Origin of the sequence: Schlesneria paludicola DSM 18645 (genome assembly GCF_000255655.1) — a bacterium.
GTDB classification, from domain to species: domain Bacteria; phylum Planctomycetota; class Planctomycetia; order Planctomycetales; family Planctomycetaceae; genus Schlesneria; species Schlesneria paludicola.
Genome location: NZ_JH636434.1, coordinates 424,973 through 446,521 on the forward strand (window position 1 = coordinate 424,973; position 21,549 = coordinate 446,521).

General features: G+C 52.8%; 18 protein-coding genes and 1 pseudogene. 6 read left to right on the plus strand and 13 right to left on the minus strand.

The window, feature by feature from the left end; genetic code table 11:
- Nucleotides 1-370: 370 nt before the first annotated feature.
- Nucleotides 371-676, plus strand: a complete 306-nt coding sequence (locus OSO_RS0102120) for a hypothetical protein (protein WP_010581917.1) — start codon at nucleotides 371-373, stop codon at nucleotides 674-676.
- Nucleotides 677-745: 69 nt separating this feature from the next.
- Here OSO_RS0102120 and OSO_RS0102125 read toward each other — a convergent pair whose 3' ends face one another.
- The 3 genes from OSO_RS0102125 to OSO_RS0102135 all read right to left on the minus strand — a co-directional run bounded on the left by OSO_RS0102125 (nucleotide 746) and on the right by OSO_RS0102135 (nucleotide 2,226).
- The gene (locus tag OSO_RS0102125; RefSeq protein ID WP_157604952.1) at nucleotides 746-1,237 is read right to left on the minus strand and encodes a hypothetical protein; all 492 of its coding nucleotides are present in this window, start codon (nucleotides 1,235-1,237) and stop codon (nucleotides 746-748) included.
- A gap of 114 nt (nucleotides 1,238-1,351) precedes the next feature.
- Nucleotides 1,352-1,714, minus strand: coding sequence for a helix-turn-helix domain-containing protein (locus OSO_RS51680; protein WP_010581919.1), 363 nt, complete (start codon nucleotides 1,712-1,714; stop codon nucleotides 1,352-1,354).
- A gap of 182 nt (nucleotides 1,715-1,896) precedes the next feature.
- The gene (locus tag OSO_RS0102135) at nucleotides 1,897-2,226 is read right to left on the minus strand and encodes a hypothetical protein (RefSeq protein WP_010581920.1); all 330 of its coding nucleotides are present in this window, start codon (nucleotides 2,224-2,226) and stop codon (nucleotides 1,897-1,899) included.
- A gap of 590 nt (nucleotides 2,227-2,816) precedes the next feature.
- Between OSO_RS0102135 and OSO_RS41820 the strand changes: the two genes are divergently transcribed.
- The 3 genes from OSO_RS41820 (at nucleotide 2,817) to OSO_RS0102150 (ending at nucleotide 3,887) form a co-directional block, all read left to right on the plus strand.
- Complete coding sequence (locus OSO_RS41820) at nucleotides 2,817-3,104, plus strand: hypothetical protein (protein ID WP_010581921.1); 288 nt, start codon at nucleotides 2,817-2,819, stop codon at nucleotides 3,102-3,104.
- Nucleotides 3,101-3,352 carry a hypothetical protein gene (locus tag OSO_RS0102145; protein WP_010581922.1) on the plus strand — a complete coding sequence of 84 codons (252 nt, stop codon included), beginning with the start codon at nucleotides 3,101-3,103 and terminating at the stop codon, nucleotides 3,350-3,352. The genes OSO_RS41820 and OSO_RS0102145 overlap by 4 nt, the downstream gene beginning before the upstream one ends.
- Before the next feature lie 91 nt (nucleotides 3,353-3,443).
- Nucleotides 3,444-3,887, plus strand: a complete 444-nt coding sequence (locus tag OSO_RS0102150; RefSeq protein ID WP_010581923.1) for a hypothetical protein — start codon at nucleotides 3,444-3,446, stop codon at nucleotides 3,885-3,887.
- Nucleotides 3,888-3,973: 86 nt separating this feature from the next.
- Here OSO_RS0102150 and OSO_RS0102155 read toward each other — a convergent pair whose 3' ends face one another.
- Nucleotides 3,974-4,159, minus strand: a complete 186-nt coding sequence (locus tag OSO_RS0102155) for a hypothetical protein (protein WP_029246547.1) — start codon at nucleotides 4,157-4,159, stop codon at nucleotides 3,974-3,976.
- A gap of 72 nt (nucleotides 4,160-4,231) precedes the next feature.
- Nucleotides 4,232-4,903 carry a recombinase family protein gene (locus tag OSO_RS0102160; protein ID WP_029246548.1) on the minus strand — a complete coding sequence of 224 codons (672 nt, stop codon included), beginning with the start codon at nucleotides 4,901-4,903 and terminating at the stop codon, nucleotides 4,232-4,234.
- A gap of 137 nt (nucleotides 4,904-5,040) precedes the next feature.
- Here OSO_RS0102160 and OSO_RS0102165 point away from each other — a divergent pair, with 137 nt between their 5' ends.
- Entirely contained in the window at nucleotides 5,041-5,286 is a 246-nt protein-coding gene (locus tag OSO_RS0102165; protein WP_010581926.1) for a hypothetical protein, read from the plus strand.
- 364 nt (nucleotides 5,287-5,650) lie between these two features.
- Here OSO_RS0102165 and OSO_RS0102175 read toward each other — a convergent pair whose 3' ends face one another.
- Entirely contained in the window at nucleotides 5,651-6,784 is a 1,134-nt protein-coding gene (locus OSO_RS0102175) for a hypothetical protein (RefSeq protein WP_010581928.1), read from the minus strand.
- 125 nt (nucleotides 6,785-6,909) lie between these two features.
- Nucleotides 6,910-7,053, minus strand: a complete 144-nt coding sequence (locus OSO_RS50555) for a hypothetical protein (protein ID WP_157604954.1) — start codon at nucleotides 7,051-7,053, stop codon at nucleotides 6,910-6,912.
- Nucleotides 7,054-8,545: 1,492 nt separating this feature from the next.
- Here OSO_RS50555 and OSO_RS41825 point away from each other — a divergent pair.
- Nucleotides 8,546-9,769, plus strand: a complete 1,224-nt coding sequence (locus OSO_RS41825) for a M6 family metalloprotease domain-containing protein (RefSeq protein ID WP_010581930.1) — start codon at nucleotides 8,546-8,548, stop codon at nucleotides 9,767-9,769.
- Here OSO_RS41825 and OSO_RS0102195 read toward each other — a convergent pair.
- The 6 genes and pseudogenes from OSO_RS0102195 to OSO_RS49605 form a co-directional block, all read right to left on the minus strand.
- Nucleotides 9,759-10,043: a hypothetical protein gene (locus OSO_RS0102195; protein ID WP_010581931.1), complete on the minus strand. Its 285-nt coding sequence runs from the start codon at nucleotides 10,041-10,043 to the stop codon at nucleotides 9,759-9,761. The two genes, OSO_RS41825 and OSO_RS0102195, sit on opposite strands and share 11 nt — an antisense overlap.
- 100 nt (nucleotides 10,044-10,143) lie before the next feature.
- A pseudogene (locus OSO_RS0102200) lies at nucleotides 10,144-10,926 on the minus strand (IS256 family transposase); the annotation flags it as partial.
- A 364-nt stretch (nucleotides 10,927-11,290) separates the two neighbouring features.
- Nucleotides 11,291-12,079 (minus strand): serine/threonine protein kinase, encoded by a 789-nt coding sequence (locus OSO_RS0102205; RefSeq protein WP_010581933.1) that lies wholly within the window; start codon nucleotides 12,077-12,079, stop codon nucleotides 11,291-11,293.
- 643 nt (nucleotides 12,080-12,722) lie between these two features.
- Nucleotides 12,723-16,163, minus strand: coding sequence for a hypothetical protein (locus tag OSO_RS0102215; protein ID WP_157604955.1), 3,441 nt, complete (start codon nucleotides 16,161-16,163; stop codon nucleotides 12,723-12,725).
- A gap of 94 nt (nucleotides 16,164-16,257) precedes the next feature.
- Nucleotides 16,258-17,799, minus strand: a complete 1,542-nt coding sequence (locus tag OSO_RS47335) for an MBL fold metallo-hydrolase (protein ID WP_010581936.1) — start codon at nucleotides 17,797-17,799, stop codon at nucleotides 16,258-16,260.
- A gap of 12 nt (nucleotides 17,800-17,811) precedes the next feature.
- Nucleotides 17,812-21,519: a S8 family serine peptidase gene (locus OSO_RS49605; RefSeq protein ID WP_083842757.1), complete on the minus strand. Its 3,708-nt coding sequence runs from the start codon at nucleotides 21,517-21,519 to the stop codon at nucleotides 17,812-17,814.
- Nucleotides 21,520-21,549 lie beyond the last annotated feature (30 nt).

Genomic DNA, 21,549 nt, shown 5'->3' on the forward strand with positions numbered 1-21,549 from the left:
ACCATCACACGAAGTTCGTGCAGAGCTCCGTGTGATGGGATACACGAGACGCATCGTCAACGAAGCTGTTACCGCTCTCAGAATCCGAGAACGCCAGATCCAACGCCCTGGCCCGAACTGCTGGATCTTGCATCAATCCATGCGGGAGCGCGTTGAGGAAATTTGTTTGGGGGAGATTGTTCGCTTCCTCGCGACCGAACCCGAAAAAACGTCCAAAGCGTCCAAAAGTTACACAAAGCAAGCCGCTGAAAAGTGATGTGTATACGCATTAGATTACGCCCGAGATGGAGGAGCCTGGGCTTTAGTCGCGATTTGAAAGACACTTACGTTGGTTCGAGTAACCATCCAAACCACCTGTTGGAGCATTTGAATGAAGAGAGCACGCGAATCGTCCCCTGAAAATCTTGGCAAGAATCTGTGCCAGATGCTCCGCGATCTTCGCGGTCTGAACGCTGGGCAGTACCAATCATTCGAAACTGCCGTTCTCCGCGAATTCGAGATCGCAGGAATGACCGGAGAGCAGCCGCGGATCTTTGAGTCGTTTTCTGCGATGCTCGACGTCGTGAAGGGCCTCGACGACGACGGCATCCGTGGGTTCGATGAAATGGCAGAGTTGCTGAAAAAATCGTTCGACGCAGAGATGAAGGCCTCGAAGCCTGATCCACGCAACAATTGAAAGTCGGACATGATCGACTTCTGTGCCGCGTTGCTAACCGCCGCACAAAGCCGACAGCCCGCAAATTGTCTAATTGGTGCCTGATATTCTCGCCCCATCCGCTTTGGTTGGCGGTCGCTGCTTGCGGACAAGCAGGTGGGCGGAGAGAACTGTGAGCGGGAAAACGATTGACCAGTAGGGGAAAGTCACTGACCATGAGAATGGGATATCGCTCGCATCCGCAAATCGAGCCAAACAAAAACCATTCCAATGGCGATAGTGCGGCCATTTCTCCCACAAGTCTTCGTTGCTTTCGCCTTTAGACTCATCCGATTCCAGTCGAATCTTTGTTTTAGGCAATTCCCACAGCGATGGTAAATGAAACAATGGTGCCGATGCGTGAACCGTTATGGAACCTGCATCAGACACAATATAAACATCCCCACCGCTATAGAGCACACGCCACTCACCGAAGTCAGGTGCTTCATACACCGAGTCACGATAATACCCAATCACGTCGCAGAATCTGGTTGATCTCACCCACGCGGCTGCAAACACGCACGCCATCACCAGCGTGAACATGCCCAACTTGCGTTTCCAACCCCGGAAGAACTCTCGCATGTTCTGGCTCGCGAATGGCTCGTGACGGTTTGTCTGGAGTCTGGCGTTACCTTGGGTTGGTAGCAAGCAATCACACTATTGAGATTCCAGCCATGTCATCAGGTCTGAATATCGGTAACGTACGCTCTTGCGAACCGTTATGAACGGAGGGTAGCCAGCGAGCCCCCGAAACCGGCATCGCCACTGTTCGAGCGTACCAGGCTTCATCCCAATCACTTTGGCCGCCTGCGAAGTCGTGAGCAGCGACTTGGAGGTCCAGCGTTCGACGAGGACCTCCGCTGCCTCGTCGGTCGTCAACATTGCCGAAGTCGACGTTTTCTTAGTCGCCGCGAAATGGGTCTGTGAGTTAGTCGGCAAATGCTCTTGAATTGCCTTGATTAGTTGTTGCAGGGCCGGGAGCAGAGCATCTGGCAGTTGAGTAGACGTCGGACCATTCATGCGGAATCCATTCCGTAGAGTGACACGGGCGAATCGTTCACTTTTTAAGTCGGTTCGGAAGTGATTCGAACAGGATCAGAAATCTGATGCCAAAAGACTCCTGGCTTACACCCGGAGAACTTGCTCGGCGCAAATCCCGAGAATTCATGATGCAAGATTTACAATGCCCTTGGACGGAAACTTCACTCCGCCTTCTTTTTCGCGGCCTTTTTCCACGGCTTCTTGGCGGCGGCAGCTTTCTGGTTGTCTGACTTCTGTTTTAGAAGTTCAGCCTGCGAAGCCACTCCGCTGAGGTATGCTCTCGCTTGCATCTTCACTTCAGCGTTCACTTTTTCAATCCAATCCAGGACCGCTGGCAGATGCTGATTTTTCGGGGATGAACCATGTACCAATGCGTGCGGCATTCCTGCCTCTCGCATCGTTGCAACGGTGGCATTGATCGTTTCGATCGCCTTTGCAAGATCGTTGGCAATACTCTCGAATTGCTCGGCAGTGTGCTCGTGTCTGGCCATGTGGAGATTAGAACCTAGCTGACCGTTCGCACGAAGTATCACGGAACTTTTGTGGAAGTTTCAACAAAACCTTTGACAAAACGAGTTAAGTGTCGTTATCTTCCCACTACCACAACGAAGCGGTCAGTCATTCTGACGCAGACAATCCGACGCCTTTCAACCCCTCGCGGGATCGCTTCGTTGTGGTGACCAAGCTATCCGCGAGGGGTTTTTCGTTTGCTGGTGAGTCCGCACGGCCGGGCGTCTCGCCGCACGTTTCATTGTTTGTCTGAGCTGAATTCTACGTCCGCGTCTCATCGACAGCGGGCACACCCGAAGAACGTCTGCGCTCGCGGTGCGCCTACTCGATGACCGCTGACAATCACCCCAGAAAGGGCATTTCCCCAATGCAGTCTTTTCTCCCACTAGTCGCGAATCCCGAGCTATGTCGCCCATACGAGACTCCGAAACCAGCGTTCAGCGGAACATCGACGCCAGACACGAGGCTAACCCACGGCCTGATTACGATCACGGTAGAAAACTTTGTTCCCAGGAACGCCAGATCGTCACCGCCTGGACTTACGGATGGGATGTCTAAGGAGTTGTCAGCGATGTTGGCCGTTACATTCAACGCCTCAGTTCATGCCCGTCAGAACAAGCGGTGGATGCTCTTAATGACCAATGGATCGGTGCTGATTTTGTCCGGAGTCGAGGATACCGATCGGCCGGGTGACCCGACGGCGTATCCGAAATGTGTCCGCACTGGGTTCACTCGACAGGAAGTGGATCTGGCAATGGAGGCTGAAAACACCGAGCGGTATCGCTTGGCTCGCGTTCCTCGAAGCTGGGTAATCGCTGTCTGTCCGCTTGCCGCAGCAGAAGGGATGGTGTCTCAATGAGCACAGACACCAATATCCTCGTAACCGATGGGCGGCTTACGATCGACGCTGAATGGTTCTGGTCTGATCCGGAATCTGCCGAAGAACCGTCAACCATTTCGAGTGGACAACCCGAGTACATGCCAACGGAGGAAGAGATCCGCGCTGCATGTCTCGAAATCCAGGCGGGTTGGTCTGAGCGAGAACGCATGAAACGCGGAAATACCCTCGCACATCTGGGACGACCGCGAAAGCTTCGATCCGCTTAACCAACAAAATTGTCGTTCAAGTCCAGTCGGCCGTCCGCTAGCTGGCTCCATTCAATCTTTCAGCGACTGCGAGTCGTACAAAGGAATACCCATGACCAAACTTACAGACAGCGAGTACAGAGCGAAACTTCGCGAAATTCTCGGCAACCCCGTTGCGAAACAAATGGACGAACTCTCCCGCCCAATTCTCGAGAGAAGCTGCATCGCAATCGACGAGAAGACCGACGGAATCGTATTCGAACACGGCGGATTCAACGGATTGCGACGAGCCGAGAAAGGCGAGCCGAGCAACGAACACGGCTACCGGGAAGCGACGAACATCGAGTGTGCCGAACTTATGATCAACTGGTGTCCGCCCAATGCGGTTGTCGATCTGCGGAAGCCACTGCCCCAGCAGATTGTCGTGTGGCTGCGAGAGATCGCCGCCGTTTCACAGGAATGTGCGGACGCAGTGGAAGCGATTGAGGATACTCGAGACCTGCGAGCGATCCGACGGATCGTTGCAACTAAGGTGCCGGCAACTGATGCTGCCTGATCAATGCCGGAATTCCAGTGTCGGGAAACATAGCCCGGTCGACAAATAATCGGCCGGGCTATGCTCGATTGACCGAGCGATTCGCGTCATTTCTTTCTCGGTGCCCTTGGCGTTCGCTTCCGCATAACAGGCAGCGTTAACGCCGCATCCTTGGTTTCGCAGTCTTGCTTTGGAGGTGTGTCTTTTGTGAACTTCTCCTGGCCTGCCTTCTTGTCCCAATACTCAACGATGAGTTCTGCGATCACATCGATCATCTCTTGCGTGACTTTCATACTTTGTTCCGATAACTGTATGTTGAATCCCATTCTAGAACGGCAAGTCCTTGCCGAAGTGGCGTACCGAGGTTAACGGCCCAAAATCTGGCCAATCGTCGACGCCCGCCAGGGACCACCATTACGAGTTGGGATGCCTTCGGAATTCAACTGCGAAGCGATCTCGTCGTATGACAATCGTTTGCCCTTCGTGGGTTTGCGTCTCAGGGCTTTGATCTTCCCGACGACTTCAGCTTCGCCCGCTTCGACTCCATACGGCCGTCGTCCTTCGCACCGGCCAGTTCTCGCTTTCTTGCGCAACCGAGCTGCCCGAAGCTTTGCGACAGTGACTCGTCTATCGAACTCTGCCACGGCGCCGAGGATTTGCCGAATCAGGACTTTCGTTGGATCAGCATTGTCCGCAGTGAGAACGTTCCCACTCGCAGCTTCGATGACACTCACACCCAGATCGCGAAACTGACCCAAGATCACTTCGCCGACAAGAAGATCGCGAGCAAGCCTATCCGACCGTTCCACGAGAACTGTGCGAACTCCATTCGATTCGATTCGATCGAGCAGGCGAGCCAATGCATCGCGATCCGAGAGTTCTGTTGTACCGCTGACGCCTTCGTCAACGAACTCCTCTTCGACGACGATCCCTGACGATTTCGCATAGGCGTCGATGGCTTCTCGCTGGCGAGGAAACCCGTCGCCGAGCACCTGCCCTTTGCCAGAAACTCGTAAATATGAAAACGCTTTTATGATGTTTTATCCCTTTACGTTGCGACGTTTTCCATCCGTCTATCTACAGATTCACGGTCAAAATTTCAGGAGAAAATCGGGGTGCGACCTCGGTATCCTTCGACCCGTGTCGCGAATCGTGGGTCGAGGGGATGCATGTGATGATTGCTGCGCTAACGTTGCTTTTGGCTGCCGCACCAACAGAGAGTTCAAAGGACGGCTGGATCATTTTCCTGACACTTGGAATCTTCGTGACATGGGCGACGATGAAGTCCAGGCAAGAGGAGCAGTGGAAAAACCAACAATTCGCGGTGCACTGTGAACGAAGCCAACGAGAGAAGGTCGAACGTGAGTTGGCCGAGTGCAAACGAACGCTGAACGAATTGACTCCACCGAGCAACAATTGAGTTAACACAGGACAAATCCGATGGTAGGTGAGAACAATGGGGCCATATACGGGGGCGCGGCCGATTCGAAATGGGGATACAAATTCGGCTGCGCTGGCTTGATGGACCCAGGCACAGCGAGCAAATTTCTCTCCGTCAGCAGCCGACAACTCGACCGATTGGCCGCAGAGTCGAAAATTCGAAAGGGCGCTATGCCATCTGGGGTTCGCAGGTTCTGCAAGAGATCTGTCGTTGAGTTCGCCCAAAGCCTCGAGAAGTAAGAGGCATGACGAATGCCATTTGGCAAAGTCGACCATGTCCGACTTCTCCCTGCTCTCGACGCAGGATATCCCCCCCGAAACCGATGGGGTGAATCGCACGCCGTTCAGACGTTTGCCGCGTATAGCTCGCTGACCATTGGCGTCGCGGTCGCACGAAGCCGCTTTAACCGCTTCTCGACGGTTGGTGGTTCGAAGTATTCACAATTGCCGAGTGATGTCGTTGACCGAACGGACCAGCCGCAGTACCGCCCGATTCCGAGATAGTTCCCGCCACCCATTGAGTAGTTTTCGCGGTGCTCGAACGACTCTGAGCTGGTCGACCATTCAGTACCGTCCAAGGGCGGGTTGTTCGCGATGAATGCCTCACACTCCGCTTGAGTTGAGAACTTGAAGCCGATTCTTCCCTGCTCTCCAGTGAATCGATCTTTGTACCAATGGAACAGAACCGACTGCCCCTTGCGCGGATGATCAGGATTCCAACCATTGCCATCACCAAAGCTGATCCAGGCGCGATTCGGATCGTCATTTCGATCGTGGTCCCACTTGAGGCTCACGGTGTACCGATCGTGACCTGGTGCATACTCAGCCGTTGGCGGGAACTGTGCGGCGGCAACGCGCAATTGCTTGAATGACTCACGCTTGCCGGTTCCAAAACCAATCACCACACGTCGACCAGATCGCCCGCCCCAGTAGTCTGATTGTGAGTCTGATTCATCAACTCTGAATTCAGCGTAGATCAAGCGTGACGCACCAGAAGCGAGCATCTTCGCCTTGAGTTCCTCGTCCGTCAGGATCGGCAATGGGCCAACTTCAGTGAACGCTTGATCGTCCTCGGCCTGTCTCTCGATCCGTCGGCATTCCGCCTTGTGCCATGCCGACACTTGCTTCTCAATTGCGGCGAGGCGATCAAATTCAGATCTGGCAGTCACGTCGTCACGAGAGGCCGCTAACGCTCCGATGTATGCGGTCCCATTGTTCGCGACCATGTTGTAGGTGAGTCCACCAATCGCACGGCCGACGAAGTTCTTCTTCGCGAGCCGATCTAATGCCCCCCTTTCGATGTCGTTGAGACTGGCAGACTGTTGATTCTCACCGTACTGGGCATTGAATGCCGCACAGTTCGAAACCGAGATTAGCTCAGCCATCGCCACGCATTCAGCGAATGTGGCAAGCTTTAGATGAGTTGCTATCGCCGCAAACAGGGAAAGTTCATCGCAGTCCAGAACACACACTGACATTTTGTAGTCTCCGCTGGCAGCTTCGGGCGTGCCATGCCCATTCGATCAACTCTCAAACACTGACGACTCGCGGCCCGTGAACTCAGGGAAAACCGCCACCTGTCACGAACAACAAATCGGTCAACTCAACGCACGCGACGACGACCGAGTGGCAGTACCTGACGACTCGGTATCAACGCGATCACAACAACCGCACCAAGCGTGGCGAACGACGCCCAGAACAGGCAGAACGAGGAAACAACGGCAATCTCATTGATCAAGGCGAACATGGATCAGGCTCCTAGAGAACGCCCCCAAAGGGGCAGTAGAGGGATCGTGCGAGCGCCAAGCACTCAGTCACGGGTTGCGATGAACTGATCACCGCGATATTGAGATGCGTCACCGAAGCATGTCGGTGAATCGCGAGAATCCGCAGAGGGAAGCGAGAGCGGAAAACTGATCGCAGTTACATCGCCCTCTACCCTTACATGAGTTCGGCGACGAACTGACAATCGAACCACAAGATCTTGTATGAGCACTCGCAAGCTAGTTGTCTGATGTACTACGTTTGTCGTAGTCCCTGACCAGAATTCTCGCTATGCATCAGAAATCTTCGAGAAAATTCGGACGAATCTCTGATTTCTACAGGTCGTAGGTGGGCCGATTGCCATTCCGACATCGACCACCCCATTGCACGCAAGCCCCGCGGTAAAGGCCTTCGTGAATTCCGGGGCGAGATGCGGCGCCTGCGTACGTTGCCTCGTCGCCAGTCAATGCCGACAAACTCACTTAGCGAGCAGGTTGCCGAACGCGCTAGCTATAACGCTGCGCGGCTGAATCGCCTGGGATTCATCGCGATAGCCACTGACTACAGAGGCGACTCGAGAGCTTTGCAGTCGACGCAGCCGCAATTGGCGATCACCGCGGCATTGGGAGGCATGGGGGTAGGCCCCCGCGAGCCCACGGACCCATTTGCTACCTTCCCCCCGTGGAATTTTTCGAAAATCTGTATCCCTGGTTATGGGTTTTTCAAAACTCTCGCCGACCTTTAGTAAACGTGCTCCTCGCTTTGTCTACGCTCATCCACCCTCGTGTGATTTAACGAACTTCCACCTCGTGGGCTTTCCAGCCATTTTATCGAATGGCCATCACGCTTAGCTTAGACCACGTCATAACGTTCCGTTTCACATTAGTGATCGGTTAGCGCATTGGCCATTTGAAATCACGCGACGGTACTTCACTGTGTTTGCTCGAAGAGATTGTTTAAAGCTCCGCATCCATGTTGCTGGCGTTTCGAATGCTCGCGACACGGCTCTACGTTTGTCGCATATTTTGCATTACTCGACTTAAACAAAATCATGATTCTGCACAAATCGATATGCCAACACTTGTCGCGTCAAGATGTGTCCGATGGTAGAGAGAGAGCTACTTTCCCATGGCCGTTCGGTTGAAGTCGAATGGATATTTACAATTAATACATGTCACTCGATTGAAATGTTCCTTGTGTTCGGATTATATACGTTCAAGTGAATCATGTCCCTCCCTTCACCGTTTTCACGGATTGCGGACTAGTTCCTCCCGGCGAAAATGGTATTAATCAAGGTTAACCCCATGATGCCTCCCGTCCACTTCGGAACCTATTTCGATGGCCCTTCCGTATGTTGCCCCTCGCCAAGGGTGCTAAAGAATATCAAGAAAGAGCTCGCATCTGCTCGCGCTTTATCCTCGCATGAGACACGCCTGGCTTCCGTGATGGGCCTCGCTCCCGCTGGCCTACCGATTATGTCCGTCGGGTTCAACGACGGCGTAATCTATCCGCCGGAAATGGGACCACAATCGAGTCCTGGACGGACGCGCTCTTTGTCACTTTCCGCCCAACTCGCTCCACTTCCAACTCGGAAATTGCATGCGCTCGCTTTGCTTGTCGATTTTTCCGACAACAAGGGAACTCGTCCCGCGGCAGATTTCCAAAAAATGCTCTTCGATCCTGGAAACCCGAACTCAATGACTTCGTATTACAATACGATCTCTGGCGGGGCTTTGCAGGTTTCCGGCGATGTTAAAGGCTATGTACGGGCGCCAAAGCCTTACAACTTTTATACAGATGGGCAGAGTGGTACTGGAAACAACTTTCCGAAGAATACTCCAGGACTACTTCAAGATGCACTCACGGTGTTCACTGCAACGAATAGCCTCGCACCGTACGATTCGGATGGCGATGGATTCGTAGACGGCATTTTTTTGATTCATGCTGGTGGTGGAGCGGAAGCAGAACCGAATCCCACTAAACGTAGGGAGATGATCTGGTCGCACAAATGGACGTTGCCGACGCCTTTCGTCAAAAATGGCGTCAGTGTGTTTGCCTATTCCACCGAACCCGAAGATGGAAACGTTGGAGTGTTTTGTCATGAATTTGGGCACGTTCTTGGGCTCCCAGATCTTTACGACACCAGTAATCGGTCCGAAGGCGTTGGCGATTGGTGCCTCATGGGCGGAGGCTCTTGGGGCAACAGAGGATTAAATCCGACTCGAATGAGTTGTTGGTGCCTAAATCGGCTGGGCTGGATAAAGTCGACGAACGTGACTAGCTCCAAAACTCTATCGCTGCCAACACTTGAGACCGATCCAAAAGCAAGTTACCGGTTGTGGACGGGCGGGGCAGCGGGTACGGAATACTTCCTGATCGAAAATCGCCAGCAGACGGGGCTAGACAAATATTTACCAGGAAGTGGGCTCGCGCTATGGCATATCGATGAGAAGCAATCAAACAACACGAATCCGCTGGCGTACTTAGTCGGACTTGTTCAGGCCGACGGATTGAAAGAGTTAGAGCTCGGCGCGAACCGTGGCGATGCAGGAGATCTTTTTCCTGGTACAGCTAATGTGAAAACCGTGAGCGACACGACGAACCCCAGCACCAGGTCGAATGACGGCTCCGCTTCTAAGGTCAAGCTCTCGGGAATAACCGAAAACTCAGGAATCATCAAAGCCAAGGTCAATGTTTGACTGGCTCCTGTTTCCGGAGAATCACCCTCTGATCAAATGGTCCGGCGGACAGTCCCAAGATTGCTTGGATCTGCTCGCCGGGCTTCAGGGTTCCTGATGAAGAAGAATATACCTTTAAGCGATCGCCTGGCTGAGGTTGGATAAAATCGTCTGCAGGCACGGGCGATTGATTCTCATCGATTTGCAGCTCGATATCAAATCCTTGACCATCAATCCCCGGTACAATTTCTTTTACTACAGCTATCACTCGAGTCTCGTTTGGATGCACAATCATCGAAAAGCTCCTCCTGTGAAGTCCGCGACTACTTACGTCGTCAGGGATTGTACCACAACGGGTCATTCGAGGCCCCCACCAGTGGAGACGCACTGGAAAGTATCGCCAGCTTGGGCTCGATAGTCAGTCCACGCTGCTTCAGATCCAGTAGAACCTCCATCCAGCTCTGTTTGCTCTCGCGGTAGCCGTCGATGGCGGCAATCAGTTCTTTCTCTCCTTCGGCCGTGGCCCCCATCAGAACGAGCAAGCATTGACGGGAGTTGGCCTCATCTTCCAAGCGGACATTGGCATAAATGCCGTCGGCCCAGATGTAGACATAGTGCTTCCCGGAAAGGTTGCGTCTGCTCCAGGCGTCATACTCCTGGGACCACTGTTCCTTAAGCCGAACGACCACATTCGCGCTGAATCCACTGGCATTCGAGCCGATCAGGGATTGCAGAACTTTCGAGAAATCACCTGTCGAAATCCCCTTGAGATACAGCCAGGGAATCCGTTCTTCGATCGACTTGCTCTTTCGCAGGTAAGGAGGAAGGATCGATGACGAAAAGCGAACGCGTTCTGTGACATCAACGGACTTGTCACGGACTCGAGGCTGGGAAACTCCCAGCGGGCCGGCTCCTGTCACGATCTCTCGTGGGGGCAGGTAACCATTCCGAACAACCTGACGGTGTCCCTGTTCGTCAACTCGGGAGGAATGCTGCTCCAGGAACTCCTGGACTTCTTTCTCTAAAGCCGCTTGCAGCATCTTCCTGGCTCCTTCCCGAATCAACGTATCCAAGGGGCTGCGGCTCTGGTCACTCCCCGTGAAACCGATCACAGATCGTTCGTTCACCGAGGCTCCAAACGCTGGATTCCCAGCCTGATTCGTCGTAGTCAGTCGCATGGGTGGCATTCCTTCTGGCCCCAATGGGGGCTGCTGAGTTTTCTCTAACAGCAGGATACGCCGCCTTTTTTCTTTCGTCTCCCAAACACCACTTTCAACAATATCTCTCCCACTGACCCTGCTATCGGCTTGGCTGTTGCTTAGCAAGACGAAGACAGCCAAGCCATCAGGACCAACACACGTCTAGGAAAGTACCCGCGTTTGCCGAAGTCGATCATGTCCGACTTTGCCCGCAATACGCCTAGCAACGGGTTTCGCTGCCTGAAGTCCCGAGGAAGTTTTCAGACCAGTTGAGGAACTTCCGTACGCTCGAAGCAGATCATCAAACGCGTAAAGTGGCCGCGAGTCCTGAGCAAAACGGCCATCAAGCTTTGCTGGATTTCCACTTTCTTAAGTCCGCTACCATTTCTCCGGCTGTCGCGTACCTGCCCTGTGGATTGATTGCGATGGCTTTCAGGCATATTCGCTCAAGCTCCAGGGGAATCGACGGATTCTGGCGCCGAGGCGATACGGGGCTGCCGGATGCGGCCTGTTCCAAGACTTCAAGCGACGAACCTTCAAACGGTTGCTTGCCCGTAAGGGCGTGGTGAAAGCACATGCCAAGCGAGTAGATGTCGCTTGTAGTATCGGGGCCCGTCTCGAGTTTTAGCCTTTGAGGGCTGGCATAGGCCGGTACACCGCGATCGAGGGGCACGATGCTGAAGTCCGTGAGATACACATTAGGTCGTTCATGTTCGCTCAGAATACAGAATGGACAAATGGAGCCATGTGTAATTCCTTTGGCGTGCACGTGGTCCAGAGCGCTCGCAGTTGCCGCAACAATGCGAACACATTCATCGATTGGTAATCCCGAACCGCCACACGTTTCAAACAAGTTTGCCCCGGGGACCGAATGTGTAACCATGCAATAGTGCCCGTCCTCTGTCGGAATGACGTCAATGACCGGAATCAGATGAAGGTGGGCAGTTGTTGCGAACCTACGCGCCCAATTCAGCAACTCCTCGCGAAAGGTCGCCGAACGATCGGAAAACACCCAAAGCTCAACTTCGTGCATTACTGAACGATCGACGGCCGAGTATCGGTGCATACCCACCGCGGAGCTTGCTAGCTGCGAATCGATCGTGTATTTGCCGATCTTCGTTGGAATCGTCATGACAGGCTACCTGCTGGATGAAAGGCATTGTGAACCGGTTCACTCTATCGCCCAGATCGCGCAGGTGCGATCCTCCACTTGCGCGACCGGAGCTATCGTTGTGAACTACAAAGGCGATCTAGCCCTGTTGTCGATTCCGGTACCGATGAAAGTCGTGAGACACGCGAACCAAACGATCGGCCGGCATAAACTCGATCGGCTATCGGATAGACCTGGTTTCATGACCGTGAACAAGATCTTGGACGGAAAAGACGTGAAGGGCGTAGCGAACTGCGAGCATCGATTCGACGAGTTCGCGGAGTGGCCAGATCGGCAAGACTGGGACGGCATCACAGCGACGTGGATTGATCAGAGTGACCCGATGGACAATGAGCTTGCGGCAATGTTTTGTTGAATCTGCGCCTCAAATTCGGGCAGCCATTCATGCATGTTCATTGCGGTACTCGACGTCGGTATTGTCCGACACAAAAACTTAGCCGCGACGCGACAGAATCAGGACGTAGGCAAGCAACAGTGTTCGGCTAAGCCCGCATTCTGCGCGAATGGTCAACTGATGTCGGGAGATGCTCTGAAACTCAAGGCATCAGTCCTCGAAGGGCATGCCCGGTTTGGCGTTCCTAACACTCATAGCCTACCAGCTCGTTTACACTCCGCCAAAAATCATATACGCAATGATCGTGACGATGCCGAGTACACTCGTTGGCAACATGGCCGCGAACACCGCGGGATCTTGAAAAAAATCCGTGTAGGCGCCACTTCGTTCACTTTCGATTTCGGTCTTCATTTTCTTCAAAGCAAATAGCTCGCTTGACTCAGTTGACTCTAGGAGGACTCCTTGCGGGTGTTTCCATTTTGCATCACACCATTTTCGCTGTTTCTCCTCGATCGCTTGCGCTATGCTTTGTAAAGCGTTCTTTCGGATTTTGTCGGCTGACTGGCGTAAGATAATCCACGACGCGCAGCTCATAGCGGCGTTGCAAACAAACATTACAACTAGCGAAACTGGCCACTCCCATCTGTCGAACATCGCGCTTCTGGATACGACGAAGCCGAAAATGATACAAAATGGCATATATATCATTTTACTGGTGTGAGTGGATAGGCATACCGCCAAGCCGAAATCTAAATATCTACTGATAACCCTCGAACTGACATTGAATCGCTCTCTTATACTCTTCACCGCAGCTTCTGGCCAGATGGTGTACTCTTTATCATCTACAGATCGCAACAATTGCGCGGCTGCCATCACCCGGTCGAGTACGTAAAACACGAGGACAAAAAACATTGCGATCGACGACCAAAGGAGAAAAGAATCGATCCATCTTGCGATCAAACCGCGAATATGTGGCTTTGGCGCAATCTCACCGTCCATCAGGAACGTAAGTCCAATTGCAAATGAGAGATAGAGCCCCGCGCCAAGGACTACGCGAAAGAGCCATCCGTTGCAGGACTTTACCAAATATGCCTCACATAAGTTCGCGGCAACAGGATCCGCTTGCGATCTAGACGTGCTTTGCGACTCCGCCTTTGTCAATAATGCTGTTGCAAGTCTTTGGATTAATTCTTCGCACAGTTGCCTCAGTTGAGCTGACATTTTCCCTACATTCTCTTTCGTCACGGCGGAATGCACCCACTTCGAGCATGCTGTCAATTGAGTAGCGTACCTTTTAGTCACTGTTTCATTGGGACTTGGGAGATTTGTCGGTTGGCCTTCCGGAATGGCTTCAGGATGCGAAGGTATTGCAACTGCTCGCACAAGTCCATAAGAGCCCAGAACGAAGAAACGTTCATTCAAACTCTTAATCATGCTTCTGAAGTCTCTGAACGAAGACGCAAACGAGCAAAAAATACACGTGATGATGGTCATGCGGATGATTTCGGTTGGCCATGCACTCACGCCTTCATTGAGAAACCAAGGCTCCGCCGAGTCTCCTTCGGACAACATAAATGTCAGAACGCAGAAAAGCGAAACGAATCCCAGCGATATCATCGCGTTCAACTCTCCTTGTCGTATTTTTATTTTCCTCCCGCCGGGCTCAACGTTAAAATAGTTCCATGTCGCGATCCCCAGCGACGTCGTGACGAGGATCAGGAGAAAACCACCAAAATGCGGTGATTTCGATCTGAAGAAGTGCCACAACCAAGTCCTCCCTTCAGGCACGGACGATAGCTGTGTGTGCAAATCCCCACCAACCGACGGTGTGAGTTTTACCTGGCGATTTCGGCCGATTTCGAAAATTGAAGCCGACGGAGTCGGCGCAGCCGACTTGGAACCGTCTTTAAGAGCCGAGTGGTCTTGAATTGCTGCCTGAATGGCTTTGTACGCAGAGACCTGGTAGACGTCTCGAAATGGTGGGAGATCTTCAGCGCTAGGGTCGACGTGGCTGTTAACGTCATAGGCCGAAGCGACGACTAGATTTGTAGTGAACGGCGCGTGATTCGGATGCCACATTCGTGCATCTAGGTCGGTTGTGAAAAATACCGCACCTGGGAACCTCGGCCGTAGTGCCCTAAGGAGAATCATCTTGTCATAGAAGTTACTCCCAAGTACTCCGACAGCTCTAATCTTGTTCCGAGGACGATGTTCCTTCCCACCTCGTTCGATGCTTTCAATGAGTCGGTCAACGTAATCTAACTGAGATTCACCCAGTGGCATCGCCCGGTCTTTACTTAGTGCATCAGTTAAAGCTTGTTCCGGAGAGGTCACGGACCGGCGCTGTGCTGTTTTGCTTTCTGAGTGCTGTCCTTTTTGCATGTCGAGTCCGCACAAGTATTTGTGAATCGTGATGTGAGTCGCCGTTCGTGCGGATACATGCGATTGCTTCTCGCAAGATCTCTGATTCCTGCAAGAGGCCTGAAATGTAACTGGCAATGACCGTCCGTACTTTGTATCTGCTTCGGCCAAAAGCATGATGTCGGATCCATCTCCGGTTGTGTCAACGCCACGCTCATTCAATTCGGTGACGAGAAGATCCGTCAAAAGATTGTCCGGTGCGATTAGATTGCGAAAGAAAGGCCACCTTGAAACTCGCTGCGAAGGCTTGAGCAATGGCGAAGATTCAGTAGATGCTAGCTTGTCTCGGATGCGTGCCTGAATCTCTGTGCGATCGATTGTCGCCTCTGAAAGAGGATTGAACCCCATTTGTGCATCGGATGCCGTGGCTTGCGAAGAGTATATTGAAAGGACGTTGTGAAGTGCTGTCACGCACGTATCGTCGGCAATAAGTGCTTTCAGTCCGTCGGAGGTGGGTGGCCCTATTAGCGACAGTCCCATTAGCTCAACCGAATTGGAGCCGGTGAGAGCACTTTGTAATTTTGCTAAAGAACGTAATGGTTTGTTCTCGAGAATGCTATTGGGTAGCCAGATAACTAGAATCGCTGGTGACTCGCCAGCGTTGATGCATGAAGTGCTCTTTAAAGGCGGGGGCAGAAACCATTCGTACGGTACTAGTGCTCCAGTCGGAGCCTCCTCCGATGCAAGGGATGAAAATAATGCCGCTATGCGAGTAAATACATCTAGTAGAGCAGAGAGTCGCATGTGAAAGTACAGTGTAAGAGCGCCGGTCGAAGAATGTGCTGCACGCTCGTGAGGTATCGTCGTTGTGGATGGCACGACCTGTGCAGGTAGACGCGAGGCTGTGGTACTGCCGTAGTACTCTGATGGGAATCGAAAGTAACCCAGGCGTTCTCGGTTGTCTGGCGTGTAGAGTTCATTAGCGAACGCCATTTGCATCGCGTACCGAGTTCGCAAGCGACTTTCGACATCCTCCGGATATGGTGTGTCGGGAATGGGTATCACTATTAAGGATACGCCGCCATGTTTGAAAAGGTTTTGTTTTACATCCTCGGCGACGTGTTGTGGCGAGTGGTGGTGTGCTGATCGCCCGCTGTGCGCCTTGTCATGGCTAGGTGCTGCTGTCGATACGGCTTGAAGAGGATCCTCCCACATCCTGGCAACCACATCTTGTGGACTGGCCAGCGATACTTCTGCGGTCCGAGACTCGCCAATGCGTCCGAGCTCGCCGCGATTGCGGAGCCCGATCCAGCCCAGCGACGCGGTTGCCAGGATCATGACGAGGGACATAAGGGCTTGAAGCTTCCTGTCATTCTCCATCTCAAGCTCCGATGTTATGCTAGTGTGAGGCATTCAGAGAGGGCACCCGCCGTCGTCAGTGTCGTCATGTGAGAAGGTACTCAACGAAAAGTGGATTGGAGTCGCTGACATGTGAAGCCTGTTGCTGATTTGCTGCCCATTCTTTCCACTGTTCCTCGTCTTCCATATTCAAGAACATGAGCTCGACGTCATCTCCAGGTTTCGCCGGCGCGGCCCATCCCAAATCAGCTCGCATGACCCGCCCCTGACATCGCTTCAATAGTTCTTTGTAGAGTGGCCGTGCTGGCATTTGCCAAGAGTCCTTCGGACTGCGTGTAAGGGCCATTGCTCGGTCCACCGGAATGAAGGCGACCAACTCATCATTGCGTGACATCAACTCCAAGCCTTTTCCCTTCGCAGTAGCATTGTGACTACCGTGATGTCCAACTTTGTAGAACACCGTTCTGGCGAGGAGGTCAGCTGCAGTCACTTCACGCTTATTGCCGGAGTCGTCTTCGATGTTCCACTTTATTTCAGGCGCATGCCACGAGAGCCAGTTCCCTTCCTGAGCATCTGCTGGAAAAAGTAAGACTTTGCCGTCGGCAATGCGTTCGATTGCAATTGCCAAGCTGGTGTTGTTTGTGAGATTGTCGAGTTGAAGCGCTAGTTCAGATGCGCCATTCAGCCAGTCATAGTCTATTCGTCGCCAACCAGCGTCTGGGGACGTGTATGTGGGGTACATGTTGGCGAGCAGGTCGTCGCCGACATGATTGTGGCGTTCATCGAATGGTAATCCCGGATCGCTCAAGGAGCTATTCATAATAGAAGTGTGTATGAGGGCTGTACGAGCCAACGACGCTGCCAGTCCGTAGAGCTCATCGCTTGCGTGCGAGCCGACATCTTTTAGTGATTGCTCACTGCGAGGTGGCCCCAATACGTAGACGCGGAATCCCGGCAACGTCTCGTCGTCGATAAGGTCCCCAGGATTTCGGTAGTGTGTCTTGCCACCCGTACCCGTTCGGACAAATTCCATTGCATCATTGACGGTGTTGGCAAATGCGGCACCAAGCAGCGGAGATCCGGAAAATTCCAATAAGCTTTCAAGATCATTCGTAAACGGTGCGTTCGGCGCGGCCTGAGCGACGCTATGCAAGGCGGTTGCCAAGTCCCCCTTGTACTTAGCAAAACGTTTCGCATCACTGTCAGATGGATTCTCCGTCCAGGCAAGCCATACCTGCCCCACGTTGCCGGTCAGAACACTTTGCAGGTCCTTGCGAAATCCAGACACGTGATCTTGGTGCTCGTGCGTGGCAATAAGCACGTCGATCGCTTTTCCACCAGCGATTAACGTTTCCAAGTATTTGGCAATCGAGCCTGTGTTGACTTCCGACACTTTGTTTCCAAGTGTCCCACAGTCAATTAAGAGTCTCCGCTCATTTGCCCCTTGATCATCAAGAGTGATCAAAAACGAGTCTCCTAGGCCCTGCCTGAACATTTGCACCTTGACTCTGGGCAGCGACATTTGGTTTGGGTTTGTCCCCTTCTTCAGTTTCTTGGCGGACTTCTTAGCAGCGGCTGAAGCCTTGGGATCAGATGGCTTTGCAACGACAGATTTTTTCTTGGGCATTCGACTCGCTCCTTATTGGTTTCGATGAACTAGGGCGAATGGTTCGTTTTCTCCATTGGATTGACTGAGGGCACGTTTGCCAAAGTAAGTCGAACGAAGAAGCGAAAACTCTCGGCTCGCCAACGATTGTTGATCAGCTAGCCGGGTCGCGCCATTTAGTCGCTTACGGATGCAATACTTCAGCTCGCCAGCGTAGAGATCCGCGACAAGTGAGCACCCGCCCTCAAAGTTCATATCAGGCCCAAACGGATCGCTTGGGTCCACTGGCTTCTTCGTTGATTGGATTAAGCCAATCAGAACCTGCGGACTAATGCCTCCATCAGGGCGCGGTCGAAACGCGATACGCGCCGTATGGACCTCGAATGATTTTTCAGGATCAATACCAAGCAATTGCGCGTCAGATAGGCCAATACCGTCGGAGTTATGAAAATGCGTTTCAAGCGTCCGATGGATGTCCATTCGCATCGTCCGTTCGATTGTGAAGATCTCCTTGCGTGAGCATGCATACAGTGTTTTCATGCTGACACGTCGTAGATCTCTGACGCGATCTTTGAGCCATTCAGACGGCTGTAGCGTTTCCTCTTCGATTGAACGCCATTTTAGGCTGCCTACGCTAAGCGTTCTCACATCGGGGGGAAAAATGCCCCTTCTCTGGAAAGCCTCAACAAAGGAAATTCGGTAGTTAAAGCGATCGTCATCGACGACATCAGAGTCCGCTGTGATAATTGCCCGCAGGTATTCACCGAACGTGATGTCAGTTGGGGGACAATAGTCCAGCGCCCTGATACACATCGTCAGTACGTGCTGAGCCGCCTTTGAGGCTTCTTCTGCAAGACGTCGTACTAAATCCGGGTGAATAGCACCTTCCTGCAACACTCCGCTACCGCCCGTGGCTAAGCGCAACAGATCGCTGGTACGACGCCTGTAGATTGAGAGAAAGGCGTCAAACACGGCCGAGACTAGTATCCTTCCTCGACCATGAGGTTCTTTCTCCGTTTGATAGTCAGTAGGACTCGGTTTCTTAAGCAGCCATTTGCCGTTTTCTGTATTCCCAGTTGCGTCGCGAAGAGCGGAACGTTGTCCTGTGGCGAAGCCGAACTGAATGGCAAGTTGTGTTAGGATGTTCTTTTCGAAGTCGATCGCTCCACGAGTCACACGAATCTGATCTGCAACCAGATCGGGGAATGTGAAGTGCTGTAACATTGCGACGCAATCTGCAAATCCTTCGTGGAAGGCAAGGACATCAAGGTTTGATGGCAGCAGAAATCGACGATGCATTCCGTCGAGAAGTGCGTGAGTAGTCTCATGCGCAACGATGTCGTGCGACAGGCAAGTGAAAATTCTGCCACCCGGAAGCATCGATGCTTCGTTTGAATTCGTCTCGTCGACGTTCACCGAGTCAAAGTAGCCGAATAGCAGTGCAATCTTGTTCGGAGAGTAGTAGGCATTCGCCTCGCGCAATGCATGCGGATAAATCCGCAGCTGACCTATGAAATTCGAATCGTCCTTTGCATTGGCACCCGGTGGCGGCGGGCCAGGGCGCCAAAGAGCCTTACGTCCCAAGGCAGTTTCGAAGTTCCTGATTGTTAAGCTAGATACTGCGTAGACCATCTGTTGATGGAATTGCGGGACGCCTTCTGAGGGAGGCAGGCCGTCTTGAGCCAAAATAACGGGGCTCTCCAAGTTCACCGGCTCGTAAAACGTACGACTTGCCGGATCAATGTCGATTACTTCGAGGTATTCACCTACTGGACCTGGACGAAGCTTTTCCCAAGGGACTTCGAATGTAATTTGTGCGATATTCGCAGTCTCCAATCTCGAACACAGGCTAGGATCGACCGCGTAACCGCGTAGCTTCCTGCATGTCGGTTTAGGCGGGAGAAACTTCTCACCCCTGTCTTCAGAAATTGGTTTGGGGAAGGTCTGCCCACCATCCGTGGGTGATGAGGGCTTTTGCGAGACGGTGCTCCCCATGCCGGATAAAACTTGTTTCGCCCTTTCCTGAAGTTTTTGAGATGCCCGTGGGTGTTGTGCAATGGCCTCAAGAAAGGCCTTCCTCTCGCTCTCAGGAACGTCTGATGCCCGGCGATCGGGATCGTTTACCGCTTGCTCTAACGGATTAGGTAATTCAGGAGTGCCCCATTGATGAAGTAACTGAGTTGCCTCGAGTCGAAGCATTCCGTCCTGTTGTGACGGTCCCAGTGCCGTTGACGAGAGGACATTCAGGAACGGAAACCCTGCGAAATCTGTCGCGGTTTTATGAAGCGCCGAAGCTGCGGGGGGTGCAATGGAGAGAGCGTCATTTGCGCGGAGAATCCCGTTTCCTAATTTATCACGGCGGCCGCCATCGGCGCTTGTATCAGCTGACCGGAACAATGCTTGCCTGACCGCTTCGACTCGCATCCATGCCTCTGGATACTTCGATGAATCAAACAAGTCATTCGCGTATTGTTGGAGGTACAACGCAGCTGCAGCTGCGATTTGCGGCGTTGCAGACGAAGTGCCTGCGCCACTCATTAAAACTGTGTTTGCACAGCCCCATTTAGCCCATGATGTGTTTGGTGTGAAAGCCGACAACGCTGTCGCCATCGCACCTTCTGGTCCCCAATTCCCTTGCATCGTTCCTAATTTGAGACCGTAATAAGGGGTACGATCTGCCATCACGCCGCACGCTGCTAGCACACGACGAAACCGTGCTGGATATACAATTTGATGAGTAGGAAAGCCAAACGCGCCGGCTGAATAGTTATTCCCCGCGGCAGCGACGAAAATAATCCCGGCTTCGTAGGCTTTGTTCACTGCATCAGCCCATGCGGCCGACGCCACTCCCCCCATACTCATTGATATCACGTGAACTCGCGTCGAATCGGTTTGACAGAGGTCAACCGCATAGCTGATTCCTTTCGCTACGGCGCTCGTTGTGAGTTGTACAACTGAATTGCCAACTCGAATTGGCACGATGTCGGCGTTCGGTGCACCACCAAGTACTCCGTCGAATGAGTACCCAGACTGGTTGAACTTGAAGCCACCACCAGCGAGCAGTGTCAAAGTTGCCAGACCATGACCGGGATTCTTCAGGACGCCGGATACTCCGAGATCGCGCGCATCGTTTGGACGGTCACTGTCAATAAAGTTGCGTTGAAGGTCCCGGTTCAGCTTTGTTGATGCTATCGCTGAATGGCTTGCGTCATAGCCGGTGTCTAGATGAGCAATTCTGATTGTTCGATTTCCAGGAGCAGTGCCGGCTCTTTCGCGAGCCTTCTTCAGTTGAGAGAACGCCTCTTCCAAATGCCAAGCAAAATGCCCTGGTTGAAATGGAAGATTTGGATCTTGGTCGACGAAATCGCAGGATTGCGCCACAGCCGCTAACCCAACATCATGCTTAGGCACCTCCCAGCCCCACTGCTGCAAAAGATCAGGCTCAATGATGTCTGGAGCGCTTCCCAATGCCAGGTTTGTACCTGCGGCACGACTCATAACTTCATGAGCGACATCCCATGGGTTTCTGCCAGCAGTACCAATGGGGCGAGCCACATACCACTCGTGCACCGCCGTCGGAGACGCTCCCAACGCTTTTGCTGAAATTGATGGACCTTGAGTTTCGAAGAGTGGCTCAAGTGTGATTCCCATTGCAGCAAGTTGGCTACCGGATGCGACAGCGAACCCAGTCGTGCTCGTTTTTGGGAACCGCATTAGAAGCGATACATCTGAGTCTGGCATGGCCTATCTCCAAACTAGTTATGGGCTGTC

What these genes read in the sequence shown, in the direction of transcription:
- OSO_RS0102175 (WP_010581928.1), bottom strand. Translation starts at nt 6,784, where the DNA reads ATGTCAGTGTGTGTTCTGGACTGCGATGAACTTTCCCTGTTTGCGGCG.
- OSO_RS0102125 (WP_157604952.1), bottom strand. Translation starts at nt 1,237, where the DNA reads ATGTTCACGCTGGTGATGGCGTGCGTGTTTGCAGCCGCGTGGGTGAGA.
- OSO_RS0102145 (WP_010581922.1), top strand. Translation starts at nt 3,101, where the DNA reads ATGAGCACAGACACCAATATCCTCGTAACCGATGGGCGGCTTACGATC.
- OSO_RS47335 (WP_010581936.1), bottom strand. Translation starts at nt 17,799, where the DNA reads ATGCCCAAGAAAAAATCTGTCGTTGCAAAGCCATCTGATCCCAAGGCT.
- OSO_RS41820 (WP_010581921.1), top strand. Translation starts at nt 2,817, where the DNA reads ATGTTGGCCGTTACATTCAACGCCTCAGTTCATGCCCGTCAGAACAAG.
- OSO_RS0102205 (WP_010581933.1), bottom strand. Translation starts at nt 12,079, where the DNA reads ATGACGATTCCAACGAAGATCGGCAAATACACGATCGATTCGCAGCTA.
- OSO_RS0102120 (WP_010581917.1), top strand. Translation starts at nt 371, where the DNA reads ATGAAGAGAGCACGCGAATCGTCCCCTGAAAATCTTGGCAAGAATCTG.
- OSO_RS0102165 (WP_010581926.1), top strand. Translation starts at nt 5,041, where the DNA reads ATGATTGCTGCGCTAACGTTGCTTTTGGCTGCCGCACCAACAGAGAGT.
- OSO_RS51680 (WP_010581919.1), bottom strand. Translation starts at nt 1,714, where the DNA reads ATGAATGGTCCGACGTCTACTCAACTGCCAGATGCTCTGCTCCCGGCC.
- OSO_RS0102215 (WP_157604955.1), bottom strand. Translation starts at nt 16,163, where the DNA reads ATGTCCCTCGTCATGATCCTGGCAACCGCGTCGCTGGGCTGGATCGGG.
- OSO_RS49605 (WP_083842757.1), bottom strand. Translation starts at nt 21,519, where the DNA reads ATGCCAGACTCAGATGTATCGCTTCTAATGCGGTTCCCAAAAACGAGC.
- OSO_RS50555 (WP_157604954.1), bottom strand. Translation starts at nt 7,053, where the DNA reads ATGTTCGCCTTGATCAATGAGATTGCCGTTGTTTCCTCGTTCTGCCTG.
- OSO_RS0102135 (WP_010581920.1), bottom strand. Translation starts at nt 2,226, where the DNA reads ATGGCCAGACACGAGCACACTGCCGAGCAATTCGAGAGTATTGCCAAC.
- OSO_RS0102195 (WP_010581931.1), bottom strand. Translation starts at nt 10,043, where the DNA reads ATGATTGTGCATCCAAACGAGACTCGAGTGATAGCTGTAGTAAAAGAA.
- OSO_RS41825 (WP_010581930.1), top strand. Translation starts at nt 8,546, where the DNA reads ATGTCCGTCGGGTTCAACGACGGCGTAATCTATCCGCCGGAAATGGGA.
- OSO_RS0102155 (WP_029246547.1), bottom strand. Translation starts at nt 4,159, where the DNA reads ATGAAAGTCACGCAAGAGATGATCGATGTGATCGCAGAACTCATCGTT.
- OSO_RS0102150 (WP_010581923.1), top strand. Translation starts at nt 3,444, where the DNA reads ATGACCAAACTTACAGACAGCGAGTACAGAGCGAAACTTCGCGAAATT.